We start from the raw sequence: 12821 nt of genomic DNA, 5'->3' as shown, positions 1-12821 counted from the left end.
CCCCGCGCCGCGATCGTCCGCGTCACATGAGTCCGGCCTGGGTGACGAACATGGCGAGCACGACCACGAGCGTCCAGCCCAGGATGTGCTCCAGCACCTTCGGCCCGTCCTTGGGGCCGCCCGTGCGGGCGCGGCGGGCGTGGGTCGTGGTCTCGGCTGCGGTCGCGCTCATGGCATCTCGCTCGGTCGTTCGGCAGTGGTCGTCCCCCGTGACCCGACCACAGTGCCAGCGCGGCCGGATCACGGGTAGAGACCCGGATCACTCCCCCACGGCCCGAGGGCCGCGCGTGCGGCGGCCCTCCGTCCCGAATCCCCGCTGCCGTACGGGATCCGGGACGGGGCGGGCTCGGAGGGAGCGTGCCGACTGTGCGGGACACCACACGGCACCTCGGCGCCGGAGCAGGTCCCCGAGCGCGAGGACCTTCGCGGTCCGCACGGCCTGCGGCTCACACGGCTGAATCGGTGCCGAGTCCCGTCCGCGTCCGTTCCGGCCCGCCCGGGTCCTGATCCTTGCATTTTCGCCATATCTGCTTACAGATCGGCCCGGAAACGGCAGACTGCACAGTGCGTGGGATGCCTTGGGGGGTGCCTGTGAGCCGTGCACTGTCACGTCTGCGTCCGGCCGGCGCACCGAGTGCGCCACGTGTGCGACCGGAAGACGTCAACGACATCTACCAGTACAGGATCGCGGCGCCATGACCTCTGCGACAGTCGACTTCTTCATCAGCTACACAGGTGTCAACGCGGACTGGGCGGCGTGGATCAACGACGCCCTCGAGGACGCCGGCTACCGGACCGTTGTCCAGTTGCTGGACTTCACGGCGGGCGGGAACTTCGTCGCCGACATGGACATGGCCCTGCACAACGCCGAACGGATCATCCTCGTCCTCTCCCCCGCCTTCCTGAAGTCCGGGATGACGAGCGCCGAGTGGACGGCTGTCTTCAGGCGGGATCCCGACGGCTCGCGCCGCCTGATCGTCCCGGTGATGGTGGAGCCCACGTCGGTCGAGGGACTGCTCGGTCCCCGCACGCGCATCTCGCTTGTCGGGCTGGACTCGGACACCGCCCGTCGCACCCTTCTGGACGGCCTGCGGCCCGCCCGCTCCCGCCCCCGTTCCCGCGCTCCCTTCCCGGGTGCTCGATGACAGTCGACTTCTTCATCTCCTACGCCGACGACGACCTCACCTGGGCCGAATGGATCGGCTGGCAACTGGAGAACGAGGGATACACCGTCCGCCTGGGGGCCTGGGACCATGAGATCGCCGGGGGCAACAGCGTGCTGGCACGTGACCGGGACCTCCAGGTGGCGAAGCGGCTGATCGCCGTTGTTTCGCCCTCCTACCGCCTCTCGCCGCAGAGCAGCGCGGAGTGGTCGTCCTTCCTGCGTGACGACCCGTCCGGTGAAGGCCTCACCGTCGTTCCGGTGCAGGTCGAGCCTGTCTCTCGAAGTGCGTTGCTGGGCAATCTCACCCCCGTGGTCCTGCACGGCCTGTCCGAGAAGCAGGCTTCGGCCGCACTCGGAGAAGCCGTCACCCGGACACGCCTCAAGCCCTCCCAGGAACCGGGATTCCCGGGACGCGGGGCACCGCAGTTCCCCCGGCGCGGCATTCCTGCCCGCATGCGCGCCGACACGAAGTTCCTACTGGCCCTGCTGCTCTTCGACGGCGCCTTCTTCTTGTACGGCGCAACCAGTTACAACGGTGACGGGGGCAGCGGCGACCTGAAGCGGGCGGTCTTCGCGATCGTGGCGTTCGTCTTCACCATCGGCACTGTCAAACGATGGTTCACACGCCGCTTTTGACCCCGGATCGACCGCGTACGGCGGCGTGGCGATCGGATCACCTGGGATCCCGGCTCTATTCCGCGGAGGGCAGGATACGAATCAGCGCACCGTCTTCGGAGTAGTACGAGTACTCACCGAGCGGGATACCGCAGTCGCCCCGTTCATCGGTGAAGGAAATCTGATCCCCGGTTCGTGGATCGATCACCACCAACTGGCCGTTCGCCTTTACGGCCACACCTGAGGCGTTCGCCGCGCACACCTCGATGCCGGGCAGGCTCCACAGCTTCTTCCCGTCGGCCAGGGAGACACCCAGGTCCTTCTGCACTTCAGGGCCCAGCCCGTCCTTGTTGACGGCCGCCAGATCAGGGATCACCACGACACCGGCCTTCTCGGCGAGGGTCACCTGCTGACTGACCGGCCCGGTGTACGACGTTCCCTTGATCTCCCAATTCACCTTGCCGTCGGCCAGTGACCGGGACTGCAGCGCAAAGGACATCGGGCTGCCGGAGATGCGGCGGGCGAGGAAGAGAGTGGACCCGTCGGCCGAGGTGGCGAACTCTCCTGGCACATCGGACAGGTCGGAGATGATGTCGTGGTCCGGGAAAGAGAAAAGTTCTCGCCCGGTTGCCGGATCGGTGACCGGTACCGAGTCCATCCCGTTCAAGCAGTTGGCGCACACCCCGTCGTACACCAGGATGGTGTTTCCTACAGCACGGGGAAAGATCCCGTACCCGAGCGCCCGCGAGGTGCCGTCGGTGAGACTGACGACCCATTCGCCATAGGCCAGCCACTTCTCGTTCTTGGTCACCGTGGCGTCCTCCGCGTACTGGCAGCCCGCGAACTCGTCAGAATCAGCGACGAGCGGCCTGCGCCACCGCTCCTTGTACGTCTTCGCGTCGGTGGCGACGATCGACAGCGACTGGCTCGCCGGTTCCAGACCGGCGGCCGGCTTGTCCGTGACCTGGGCCCAGATCAGCGCACCCGAATCAGCCGCCGAACCGATGACGCCGAGGACACAGCCACCCGCGAATTCCGTGACACTCGACCGCGCGATTTCTTTCCCGTCCGCCGCATGGGTGATGATGTTCTCATCACCGACGGACACGAAGAAATTATGGGCCGGATGAACCTGCTTGACGTCATCGAGCACAGCGGATTCCGCGAACAATGCTTCTCCGCCGGATCCGGAATTACCCGCGCCCCCGGAGCCTTCGGAATCCTCGGATGCACCGGACGTCGTCCCGGAAGAGGCGGAATCCGCAGTCGGAGGACTCTTGTCGCCCTCCTCCTGGGAGCCACATGAAACCAAGAGGAGAAGTGCTGCCACAACGACAGGAATAGTTCTTTTGTGTGCCACTGCGGCACTCTAGCAGTGCAACTGGGCGGACGTGCAGGAAAGTTCAAAGTTCACTTTCCATGACGCCACACCGATCACGATGCCTTTTACATCCGGCGGAAAATGGTGCTGGAGTTACGCCCGGGTCACGCGGGGCCCTTGGGGCATTCGGGTTTCTCGCGCTGCCCGAATTCAATCCGCACGGCCTGCGCCACAAATCAAGCACTGTGAGAGTCAAGGTGACGGCGGGCCGGTACGGCCACCTCGCCCTGGACGGCCGGGAGCGCTGCCGTCAGGTCGTCGAGGCGGCCGTACGCCTCACCTCTCAGACCAGGCCCAGCGACCTCAGAACCCGCCGCTGACTCGATGTCGGGTCCGTCGGCCAGTAGACGTAGCAGACGCCGCCCGTACCGCTCCTGACCGCGCCGTTCGCGTCGTAGCGCTTCGTCCGCAGCCAGATATTTTCCCACTCGCGCCGAAGGTAGACGCGGCGCACGGCCCCGTTGTCCGGCGAGGCGGGGTCGTTGGCGATCCCATCGCCGTCGGCCGTGAAGCCGATGACGGTCATCAGATGGCCGGAGGTGCCGTAGCCCGCCCCGGTCAGCTCCGTCTTGAGGAACGACTGGGACGTTATGACCGGGACGCCGGCACCGACCAGCTTCTCCAGGTCCTCGAGCGACCCCAGCCGCGTGACGACCGCGTTCATGTCCTTGTACGTGGCCGCGTAGGCGGCGTTGAAGGGCCAGTTGCCGCAGCCGTCGTACTGGTAGTCGAAGGTGTAGCGGGCCGCGTGGCAGACCTGGGGGTCGGCGAGGCCCGGCTTGACCCAGGACAGGTCGTCCGCGGTGGGCTTGCGTCCCCAGTACTCGATGATCATCTGCGAGGAGGTGGGGCTGCACCAGGCCTCGCCGCCGTTGTCGTACTCGGGGTACTGCCCCACGTGGACGTTCTGCGAGTAGCGGGGCACCGGCAGCTCGCGGACGAGCCCGGGCGCGGCAGCCGGGACGGTGAAGCGGTCCGGGACGTCCGAGGCCATCGCGCCGACGCGGTGGACCGTGGGCGTGAGGCGGCTGCCCGGGGTCCGGTGGAGGGTGAGCCGGAGCCGGTACGAGACCAGGCGCAGCCCGCTCGCGGCGTCGTCCACCGAGAAGGTGTCGGTCCAGACCGTGCTTCTGCCGTCGGTCTGGTCGTCGACGGAGGTCCGCCGGATGTCGGTGTCGCCCGAGGCCCAACGGCCCATCACGTACCAGGGGGTGTCGGTCCCGTCCGAGTACCGGCCGCGCAGCTCGACCTGGATCCATGTACCGGCCGGGGTGCGGGCGTTCCAGGAGGCGATCACCTCGGTGGCCGGCACCGTGGAGCGGTGGACGGGTGAGGTCCAGGTCGCGTACTCCCAGGTGGTGGTCCTGCCGGTGTGCGGGTCGGCGTAGTCGGTGGTCCCGGCGGGGGCCGAGATCACCAGCCCCGGCCTGCGGCCGGCGACGGCGCGCGTGCCCTCGGAGGAACCGAAGCGCCAGTCGGTGTAGGTGTTCCAGAATCGGTTGTCGACGAGCGAGGTGACCGCCGGGGTGGGAGAGGTGCGGGCGGGAGCGGCTGCCGCGGAGCCTGCGGCGGACACCGCACCTGCCCCGGCCGCGAGCGCGGCGGTCAGCACGGTTCTGCGCGAAGTCGGTCTGGTCATGGGCGAGACCCCCTGTCGTGAGCGGATATGGGGCTGCGGATGCCGATCGGTGCGCCAACTATTGCGGGTCCGGACCGGATCCGGCCAGCGATTCGCGCCGCGTCGCGTGATCAATATTGGTCTGGTCCACTGGCGTGACCTGCGAGGGCTCGGGCCGGCTGCGGGGCGTCGCCTAGGCTGGAGACATGAACGACCTGGCGGACCACGCCCGCCGCCTGCGCTCCCTTGCCCCCTCCTGCGGGCCGGTGCGGCTGATCGCGGTCGACGGCCACGCGGGCTCGGGCAAGACGACCTTCGCGGGCCGGCTCGCCGCGGCTCTGGACGACGCCCCCGTGCTGCATCTGGACGACCTCGCCACCCATGACGAGCTCTTCGCCTGGACCGACCGGCTGCGGGCGCAGGTCCTCGGCCCGCTCTCGCGCGGGGAGACGGCGCACTACACCCCGTACGACTGGACCGGCCGGCGCTTCGGGCCGCCGCGGGCGCTGGCGCCCGCCCCGGTGATGCTGATCGAGGGGGTGGGCGCGGGCCGGACCGCGGTGCGTCCGTTCCTCGCGGGGCTGCTGTGGCTCGAAGGGGACAGCGACAGGTCCTGGGAGCGGGGCCGTCGCCGCGACGGCCCCGCTCTCTCGGAGTTCTGGGACGGCTGGACCGTCGCGGAACTCGAGCATTTCGCCGACGATCCCTCGTACCCCTTCGCGGATGCGCTGATACGGCAGTTGCCCGAGGGGTACGCGTGGCTGGAAGCGCCTCACGCGACAGCGGGAACGAGTCGCATCATCACGCACAGTGAAGGTTGAGGGTCGCCATACCGAGCAGTCGGAATTCGCTCCCGGAGTGCTCCAACTCGGCTTGACCGAGGGGCCGTACAGGTCTTACGTTCTCAATGTGCGGCTTTTCGGAGCCCTCACAGACGCGGAGCCCCCGGTTGTTCCCCCGTGATCGGGGGCTTCGTTCTGCCCTCGGGCACCCTTTCCCGCCGCCCGGTGGCGCGTTCCGCTCACACTCGGTCACGACCCCGATGCGCCGGTAACGCCCTTCGCCGCTCACTCCCTGTGCAGGTACGATGCATCTCGGTGCGGTCAATTCCCGTCCCCGACACAGTGATTCGGCACGCTCCGATGGGCATGCTGTGCGGGCGGGACATTCTGGGGGCACGGTTTGTGGGGGACCTGATGGACATCGGCACGCAGGGCGCACAAGCCCCCGCCGACCTTGCCTGGCTGCGCGGCGTGGACGCCTACACAATGGGCGCCTACCCGCAGGCCGAAGAGGAATTCAGAACGGCGGTGCGCTTCGATCCCGGCATGGCGGACGGCTGGCTCGGCCTCCATGCGCTGCGGATCGACACCACCACCGCACTCTTACGCATGTACCGCCATCGAGACCGGTTCGGTGAGCAACGGGCGCGCCACCGGCGCACGCTCAACTCCTGGTACTGGCTGGGCTGGTGGGTGCAACCGGTGCTGGAGAGCCCGCGCGACCTGCTCCTCGCGCACGCCTCGCACTGGCTGGACGGCCGCCACGTACCCGAGCTGGACCGGGCGCTCGCGGGCCTCCCCCCGATCGACACGGATCCGCACGTGCGGTTCCTCCACGCGTGCCGCGCCTACCTGGTCAAGGACTGGGAGCAACTCGTACGCACCACGGAGCAGTTGGTCGACGATCCGCTGCTCGGCATCGAGGCCGGGCTCTTCGGCGGCATGGCTCGGGTGCGCCTGGAGATGTACGGGCACGCGGAGCCGCTGCTGTCCGCGGCCCTGATGCGCTGCCGCAGCGAGCAGCCGCAGCGCAAGGAGCTGCGCTACTGGCTCGCGCGGGCCCATGAGGGCACCGGGCGCAGCGCGGCGGCGCTGCCGCTGTACCGGGCGGTGCATCGCGTGGATCCGGCTTTCATGGACACCTCGGCCCGTCTCGCGGCCATCTCCGAGGGAGACGGGTACGACGAGGCGGCCGATCTGGCCGCGGTGTCGATGGCGGGCTTCGGACCGGACGGAACGGGCACGGAGGCCCAGGCCGACGGGGACTCGCTGCTGGGCACCGATCTGGTGGACGGGCGCGAACCCTGGCTCGGCGGGGACCCGCAGGACCTGCCGGGGGCCGGTGCGGCGCCGCGTGCCGACGGGGTGAGGGAGAAGTCTGCGGGACAGCCGGCGCCTGCCGCCTTCCCGTCGGGGCCGAGCGATCCGGGGCTGCTCGCCGAGGCCTTGGCGGAGCTGGAGCGCATGGTGGGCCTCGAACCTGTGAAGCGCCAGGTCAAGGCCCTGTCCGCGCAGCTCAACATGGCGCGGCTCCGCGCCGAGCAGGGTCTTCCCGTCCAGCCGCCGAAGCGTCACTTCGTCTTCTCCGGCCCGTCCGGGACGGGCAAGACCACGGTCGCTCGCATTCTCGGCCGGGTGTTCTACGCGCTCGGGCTCCTGGGTGGTGACCATCTGGTGGAGGCCCAGCGGTCCGACCTCGTCGGTGAGTTCCTCGGGCAGACGGCCGTGAAGGCCAATGAGCTGATCGACTCGGCGCTCGGCGGGGTGCTCTTCGTGGATGAGGCGTACAGCCTCTCCAACTCCGGTTACAGCAAGGGCGACGCGTACGGCGACGAAGCCCTGCAGGTCCTGCTCAAGCGGGCCGAGGACAACAGGGACCATCTCGTCGTCATCCTCGCGGGCTACCCGGAAGGCATGGACCGGCTGCTCTCCACCAATCCGGGCCTCTCCTCACGCTTCACGACCCGGGTGGACTTCCCCAGCTACCGCCCTCTGGAGCTCACCGCGATCGGCGGGGTGCTGGCCGCCGAGAACGGCGACGTGTGGGACGAGGAGTCCCTGGACGAGCTGCGCAGCATCAGCGGGCACGTGGTCGACCAGGGCTGGATCGACGAGCTGGGCAACGGCCGCTTCCTCCGCACGCTGTACGAGAAGAGCTGCGCCTACCGCGATCTGCGGCTCTCCGGCTACGCGGTCGCGCCGACCCGGGACGATCTGGCCACGCTCCGGCTGCCGGACCTGATGCAGGCGTACGGCGAAGTGCTCTCCGGGCGGGGACCTGTGGACCGCGGGAAGCCGGAGCCCGGGACGGTGTGAGAAGCAGGCCGGCGCCGGGCGGGGTGTACCCGCCCGGCGCCGATCCGGTTCTGTTCAGTGGTGACCGACCTGTCAGCCCAGTGGGGCCATGGCCTTGTGCTCCGTCGGCACCTTCACCGTGCGGCGGGGCACCGAGACGCGGTGCGCCGGGTCCCGGACCTCGCCGACGAGCATTTCCAGGACGTCCTCCATGGCGACCAGGCCGAGCACCTTGCCCGTGGCGTCGGCGACCTGGGCCAGGTGCGTCGCGGCGCGGCGCATCACGGTCAGGGCGTCGTCCAGCGGGAGTTCCGCCCGCACGGTCGCCATCGGGCGCCAGATCTGCTGCGGGACGGCCCGCTCGCCGTCCTCCAGCTCGAGGACGTCCTTGACGTGCAGATAGCCCATGAAGGGGCCGCCGCCCTCCGCACGGACGGGAAAGCGCGAGAAGCCGGTCCGTACGGTCAGCTCCTCGACCTGGCGCGGGGTGACGGACGGGTCCACCGTCACCAGGGACGCCCGGTCGAGAAGCACGTCCGTGACGGGCCGGCTGCCCATCTCCAGTGCGTCCCCGAGCCGTTCCTGCGCCTCGGGTTCGAGCAGTCCGGCCTGTCCGGAGTCCTCCACCAGGCGGTTGAGCTGTTCGCTGGTGAAGACGGCCTCGACCTCGTCCTTCGGCTCGACCTTGAAGAGCCGGAGCACGAGCCGGGCACAGGCTCCGAGCGCCGAGGTGACCGGCCGGCAGAGCCGGGCGAAGCCGACCAGGCCGGGGCTGAGCCACATCGCGGTCTTCTCGGGAGCGGCCATCGCCAGGTTCTTCGGGACCATTTCGCCGATGACGAGATGGAGGAAGATCACGGAGACGAGGGCCAGGGCGTAGCCGAGGGGGTGAATGAGCCCCTCGGGCATGTGCACCGCGTGGAAGACCGGCTCCAGGAGGTGGGCGACGGTCGGCTCGGCGACGGCGCCGAGGGTGAGCGAGCAGACCGTGATGCCGAACTGCGCGGCGGCCATCATCTGCGGCAGGTTCTCCAGGCCGTAGAGCACCTGTCCCGCCCTGCTCGATCCGTTGGCGGCCAGGGGTTCGATCTGACTGCGACGCACGGACACCAGAGCGAATTCGGCGCCGACGAAGAAGCCGTTCGCCAGCACCAGGAGTCCGGCGAAGAGCAACTGGACGAGACTCATCGCACAGCCTCCACCAGCGCACGGACGGGCTCCTGCGCCGCCGGTTCCGCCGCGCCCGTCAGCCGGACGAAGCGGACCTGCTCGGCGCGGTAGTGGCCGACCTGGCGGACGGAGATCCGCCAGCCGGGCAGCTCGGCCCGGTCACCGGGAGCGGGGATGCGTCCCAGCAGGTCGGCGACCAGTCCTGCCACGGTCTCGTACGGCCCTTCGGGCACGTCGAGGCCTATCCGCAGCAGGGTCAGTACCCGGCAGCTTCCCTCCACGTCCCAGCCGGGACGTCCGTCGTCGGCGACGACGGACGTCAGCTCGGGGCGGTCGGCGCCTTCCGCGTCGTGCTCGTCCCTCACCTCGCCGACGAGTTCCTCGATGATGTCCTCGAGGGTGACGACACCGGCGGTGCCGCCGTACTCGTCGACCACGACGGCGATCGGCTGCTCGTTGCGCAGCTGCCGGAGCAGCTGCTCGACAGGCAGCGTCTCCGGTACCAGGAGCGGCGGTACGGCGATCCGGCCCGCCGGGGTCCGCAGCCGGTCCTGGGCGGGGACGGCGAGGGCGTCCTTGAGGTGCACCATCCCCACGACCTCGTCGATGCGGTCCCGGTAGACGGGAAAGCGGGAGAGCCCGGTGGCCCGGGTGAGGTTGAGGACGTCCGCGGCGGTCGCCGACGACTGCAGGGCACTGACCTTCACCCGCGGGGTCATCACGTGTTGCGCGGTGAGGCCGGCGAGCGACAGGGTCCGCACGAAGAGATCGGCGGTGTCCTGCTCCAGGGTGCCGGCCTCGGCCGAGTGACGGGCGAGCGAGACCAGTTCGCCGGGGGTGCGCGCGGAGGCCAGTTCATCGGTGGGCTCGACACCGAGCAGCCGCACCAGCCGGTTGGCGACGGTGTTCAGCACAGTGATCACCGGCCGCAGGAGGGTGGCGAACCGGTGCTGGGGACCGGCGACGAACCGGGCGACCTGGAGCGGCCGGGAGACTGCCCAGTTCTTCGGTACGAGCTCGCCGATGACCATCTGGACGGCTGAGGCGAGCAGCATGCCGATCACGACGCTCACCCCGGGGACGGCCCCCGCGGGCAGCCCGGTGGCGGTGAGCGGTCCGGCGAGCAGCTGGGCGAGTGCGGGTTCGGCGAGCATGCCGACGACCAGCGAGGTGATGGTGATGCCGAGCTGGGTGCCGGAGAGCTGGAAGGAGAGTTCACGCAGGGCCGCGACGACGGTGCGGGCCCGGCGGTCGCCTTCGGCGGCGGCGCGTTCGGCGTCCGGCCGGTCCACCGTGACGAGCCCGAATTCGGCTGCCACGAAGAACCCGTTGGCGAGGATGAGAAGGAATGCCGCGCTGAGAAGCAGCAGGGGGGTGGTCATGCCGCCGCCTCCGGGGAGAGGGCGGCGCAGGTACTACCGGACGATCCGTCCATTGCTGGAGGGAGTCACTCCTTGGGTCGCAGGAATGCCCCGCAGGCCTGGGGGCCTCTGGTGCGGGGCGGGGCGCTCAGGGCGCCGCCGCCCTCCAGAGTAATCAAGATGCGGCTCTTCGGGGCAGGGGGCTCAGACGTTCTCCGTGGCGTCGTCCGTTCCGGTGCCGTGGAATTCCACGAGCGCGCGGAGTGTCCGTGCGTCACGAATGGCTTGTTCCCTGGCGATTCCGGGCTGGATTCCGAGGGCGGGCATGCTGGTGCCGTCGCTCAGGTCGAGGAAGACCCAGGGGTCGCCCGCCCGCAGATTGACGCGCAGGATCTCCGCCCAGGCCAGTCGGCGGGTCCGGGTGATGTTGACCACCCTGATCCCGGCCTCGTCGGCGACGATCTTCGGCCTGCTGAGCAGGGTGAGGACACCGAGGAAGAGCAGCGCGACGAAGACGAAGCTGGTCCGCTCCCCCGGGCTCAGGTGTTCGAGGATCAGGGCCACGGCGGTGATGACGACGAACATGGCCAGCCCCACGGTCAGCAGGACCACCCGGGTGAGGGTGGGCCTGAAGGTGACCGGGAGAGCGGGGAGTTCGGTCCGGGACGCGGGGGCGGACATGAGACTGTCGTCCTTCGGTGTGCGCTGGTCGGTCCGGGCCGTCAGAGGCGGCAGGCGTGGATGGCCGTGGTGAGGATGGCGCGGGCGCCGAGCTCGTACAGGTCGTCCATGATCCGCTGCGCCTCCTTGGCGGCGACCATGGAGCGGACGGCCACCCAGCCCTCGTGGTGCAGCGGGGAGATGGTCGGCGATTCGAGGCCCGGGGTGAGGGCCACGGCGCGCTCCAGGTGCTCCACGCGGCAGTCGTAGTCCATCATCACGTAGCTGCGGGCGACCAGGACACCCTGCAGGCGGCGCAGGAACTGCTCCACCTTGGGCTCGTCGGCGGGGGCGCCCTTGCGACGGATCACGACCGCTTCGGACGACATGATCGGCTCGCCGATGACTTCGAGTCCGGCGTTGCGCAGGCTGGTGCCGGTCTCCACCACGTCGGCGATGATCTGGGCGACACCGAGCTCGATGGCCGTCTCGACCGCGCCGTCGAGGTGCACGACCGAGGCCTTGACGCCCTCCTCGGCGAGGTGCTTGGCGACGATGCCCTCGTAGGAGGTGGCGATCGTCATGCCCTCGAAGTCCTGCGGGCCGGTGGCCGTGCCGGGCTTCGTGGCGTAACGGAAGGTGGAGCGGGCGAAGCCGAGCTGGAGGATCTCCTCGGCGTCGGCACCGGAGTCCAGCAGCAGGTCGCGGCCGGTGATGCCGATGTCCAGGCGGCCGGAGCTGACGTAGATCGCGATGTCGCGCGGCCGCAGGTAGAAGAACTCGACCTGGTTCGTCGGGTCGACGAGGACGAGTTCCTTCGACTCCTTGCGCTGCTGGTAGCCCGCCTCATGGAGCATCGCCATCGCAGGCCCGGAGATTGCACCCTTGTTGGGGACGGCGATGCGCAGCATGAGGTCAGGTTTCCTTTGTGCGGAGGGAGTTCCGGGAACGTGCGGGGGCGTGCTCAGAGGTGGGCGTAGACGTCGTCGAGGGAGATTCCGCGGGCGACCATCATCACCTGGACGTGGTACAGCAGCTGCGAGATCTCCTCGGCGGCGGCTTCCTTGCCCTCGTACTCGGCGGCCATCCAGACCTCTGCGGCCTCCTCGACGACCTTCTTGCCGATGGCATGCACACCCTTGTCCACCAGTTCGGCGGTGCGGGAGGTGGAGGGGTCGCCGTTGGCGGCCTTGAGCTGCAGCTCGGCGAAGAGCTCTTCGAAGGTTTTGTTCGCCATGATGGTCCTTAGAATACGGGGTCCCGGACCGTCTCTCAGCGCCAGGGTTCGCTGACGGTGCGCAGCGTGGCCGCGGTGGCGACGGCGGCGGTGACCGCTTCGTGCCCCTTGTCCTCGTTGGAGCCCTCGAGTCCGGCCCGGTCCAGCGCCTGCTCCTCGGTGTCGCAGGTGAGGACGCCGAAGCCGACGGGGACGCCGGTGTCGACGGTGACCTGGGTGAGGCCGTTGGTGACGCCCTGGGACACGTACTCGAAGTGGGGGGTGCCGCCACGGATGATCACTCCGAGGGCGACGATCGCGTCGTACCCGCGTCCCGCGAGGACCTTGGCGACCACCGGGAGCTCGAAGCTGCCGGGGACCCTGAGAAGGGTCGGTTCGTCGATGCCCAGGTCGTGCAGGGCGCGCAGGGCCCCGTCGACGAGTCCGTCCATGACCTTCTCGTGCCACTGGGCAGCGATCACTGCCACCCGCAGGTCACCGCAGTTGCGTACGGACAGTTCGGGTGCGCCCTTGCCGCTCATGTCTCTCCTACTGTTC

The 12821-nt window shown here is 69.3% G+C and carries 13 protein-coding genes; 4 read left to right on the top strand and 9 right to left on the bottom strand.

Annotated features, from left to right (window positions below):
- Positions 1-22 precede the first annotated feature (22 nt).
- A complete protein-coding gene (locus ACFQ6X_RS20650; protein WP_383183381.1) occupies positions 23-172 on the bottom strand; it encodes an SCO1431 family membrane protein in 150 nt (49 codons plus the stop codon).
- A 523-nt stretch (positions 173-695) separates the two neighbouring features.
- Here ACFQ6X_RS20650 and ACFQ6X_RS20645 point away from each other — a divergent pair.
- Together ACFQ6X_RS20645 and ACFQ6X_RS20640 are read left to right on the top strand one after the other, a co-directional pair.
- Complete coding sequence (locus ACFQ6X_RS20645; protein ID WP_383183379.1) at positions 696-1145, top strand: toll/interleukin-1 receptor domain-containing protein; 450 nt, start codon at positions 696-698, stop codon at positions 1143-1145.
- Positions 1142-1801, top strand: a complete 660-nt coding sequence (locus tag ACFQ6X_RS20640) for a toll/interleukin-1 receptor domain-containing protein (protein ID WP_383183377.1) — start codon at positions 1142-1144, stop codon at positions 1799-1801. The genes ACFQ6X_RS20645 and ACFQ6X_RS20640 overlap by 4 nt, the downstream gene beginning before the upstream one ends.
- Positions 1802-1856: 55 nt before the next feature.
- Here the strand turns inward: ACFQ6X_RS20640 and ACFQ6X_RS20635 are convergent, their stop codons facing one another.
- Positions 1857-3140 carry a hypothetical protein gene (locus ACFQ6X_RS20635; RefSeq protein WP_383183375.1) on the bottom strand — a complete coding sequence of 428 codons (1284 nt, stop codon included), beginning with the start codon at positions 3138-3140 and terminating at the stop codon, positions 1857-1859.
- A 304-nt stretch (positions 3141-3444) separates the two neighbouring features.
- Positions 3445-4800: a peptidase C39 family protein gene (locus tag ACFQ6X_RS20630; protein WP_383183373.1), complete on the bottom strand. Its 1356-nt coding sequence runs from the start codon at positions 4798-4800 to the stop codon at positions 3445-3447.
- Between the two features lie 185 nt (positions 4801-4985).
- On the opposite strand from ACFQ6X_RS20630, the gene ACFQ6X_RS20625 reads away from it, so the two are divergent.
- On the top strand, positions 4986-5600 hold the full coding sequence (locus tag ACFQ6X_RS20625; RefSeq protein ID WP_383183371.1) for a uridine kinase: 615 nt from the start codon (positions 4986-4988) through the stop codon (positions 5598-5600).
- 375 nt (positions 5601-5975) lie between these two features.
- Positions 5976-7877 carry an AAA family ATPase gene (locus tag ACFQ6X_RS20620; protein ID WP_383183369.1) on the top strand — a complete coding sequence of 634 codons (1902 nt, stop codon included), beginning with the start codon at positions 5976-5978 and terminating at the stop codon, positions 7875-7877.
- 72 nt (positions 7878-7949) lie between these two features.
- On the opposite strand, the gene ACFQ6X_RS20615 is transcribed toward ACFQ6X_RS20620, so the two are convergent.
- The 6 genes from ACFQ6X_RS20615 to ribH all read right to left on the bottom strand — a co-directional run bounded on the left by ACFQ6X_RS20615 (position 7950) and on the right by ribH (position 12805).
- Positions 7950-9044, bottom strand: a complete 1095-nt coding sequence (locus ACFQ6X_RS20615) for a hemolysin family protein (protein ID WP_383183367.1) — start codon at positions 9042-9044, stop codon at positions 7950-7952.
- Positions 9041-10408 (bottom strand): hemolysin family protein, encoded by a 1368-nt coding sequence (locus tag ACFQ6X_RS20610; protein ID WP_383183365.1) that lies wholly within the window; start codon positions 10406-10408, stop codon positions 9041-9043. The genes ACFQ6X_RS20615 and ACFQ6X_RS20610 overlap by 4 nt, the downstream gene beginning before the upstream one ends.
- Positions 10409-10591: 183 nt before the next feature.
- The gene (locus tag ACFQ6X_RS20605) at positions 10592-11068 is read right to left on the bottom strand and encodes a PH domain-containing protein (protein ID WP_383183363.1); all 477 of its coding nucleotides are present in this window, start codon (positions 11066-11068) and stop codon (positions 10592-10594) included.
- Positions 11069-11109: 41 nt separating this feature from the next.
- Positions 11110-11958 (bottom strand): ATP phosphoribosyltransferase, encoded by an 849-nt coding sequence (gene hisG, locus ACFQ6X_RS20600; protein ID WP_329213012.1) that lies wholly within the window; start codon positions 11956-11958, stop codon positions 11110-11112.
- Between the two features lie 53 nt (positions 11959-12011).
- Positions 12012-12284: a phosphoribosyl-ATP diphosphatase gene (locus ACFQ6X_RS20595; protein WP_056787177.1), complete on the bottom strand. Its 273-nt coding sequence runs from the start codon at positions 12282-12284 to the stop codon at positions 12012-12014.
- Between the two features lie 35 nt (positions 12285-12319).
- Positions 12320-12805 carry a 6,7-dimethyl-8-ribityllumazine synthase gene (gene ribH, locus ACFQ6X_RS20590; protein WP_307128077.1) on the bottom strand — a complete coding sequence of 162 codons (486 nt, stop codon included), beginning with the start codon at positions 12803-12805 and terminating at the stop codon, positions 12320-12322.
- Between the last annotated feature and the right edge of the window lie 16 nt (positions 12806-12821).

This window comes from Streptomyces sp. NPDC056452, assembly GCF_042796085.1.
In the GTDB taxonomy this organism is placed as follows: domain Bacteria; phylum Actinomycetota; class Actinomycetes; order Streptomycetales; family Streptomycetaceae; genus Streptomyces.
Note: the sequence above shows the minus strand (reverse complement) of the source record. Positions and strands in the feature narration are given on the sequence as shown.

Bases quoted from the DNA above. Each gene is read 5' to 3' on its own strand.
- hisG (WP_329213012.1), bottom strand. From the start codon at position 11,958: ATGCTGCGCATCGCCGTCCCCAACAAGGGTGCAATCTCCGGGCCTGCG.
- ACFQ6X_RS20605 (WP_383183363.1), bottom strand. From the start codon at position 11,068: ATGTCCGCCCCCGCGTCCCGGACCGAACTCCCCGCTCTCCCGGTCACC.
- ACFQ6X_RS20615 (WP_383183367.1), bottom strand. From the start codon at position 9,044: ATGAGTCTCGTCCAGTTGCTCTTCGCCGGACTCCTGGTGCTGGCGAAC.
- ribH (WP_307128077.1), bottom strand. From the start codon at position 12,805: ATGAGCGGCAAGGGCGCACCCGAACTGTCCGTACGCAACTGCGGTGAC.
- ACFQ6X_RS20650 (WP_383183381.1), bottom strand. From the start codon at position 172: ATGAGCGCGACCGCAGCCGAGACCACGACCCACGCCCGCCGCGCCCGC.
- ACFQ6X_RS20620 (WP_383183369.1), top strand. From the start codon at position 5,976: ATGGACATCGGCACGCAGGGCGCACAAGCCCCCGCCGACCTTGCCTGG.
- ACFQ6X_RS20640 (WP_383183377.1), top strand. From the start codon at position 1,142: ATGACAGTCGACTTCTTCATCTCCTACGCCGACGACGACCTCACCTGG.
- ACFQ6X_RS20630 (WP_383183373.1), bottom strand. From the start codon at position 4,800: ATGACCAGACCGACTTCGCGCAGAACCGTGCTGACCGCCGCGCTCGCG.
- ACFQ6X_RS20610 (WP_383183365.1), bottom strand. From the start codon at position 10,408: ATGACCACCCCCCTGCTGCTTCTCAGCGCGGCATTCCTTCTCATCCTC.
- ACFQ6X_RS20625 (WP_383183371.1), top strand. From the start codon at position 4,986: ATGAACGACCTGGCGGACCACGCCCGCCGCCTGCGCTCCCTTGCCCCC.
- ACFQ6X_RS20645 (WP_383183379.1), top strand. From the start codon at position 696: ATGACCTCTGCGACAGTCGACTTCTTCATCAGCTACACAGGTGTCAAC.
- ACFQ6X_RS20595 (WP_056787177.1), bottom strand. From the start codon at position 12,284: ATGGCGAACAAAACCTTCGAAGAGCTCTTCGCCGAGCTGCAGCTCAAG.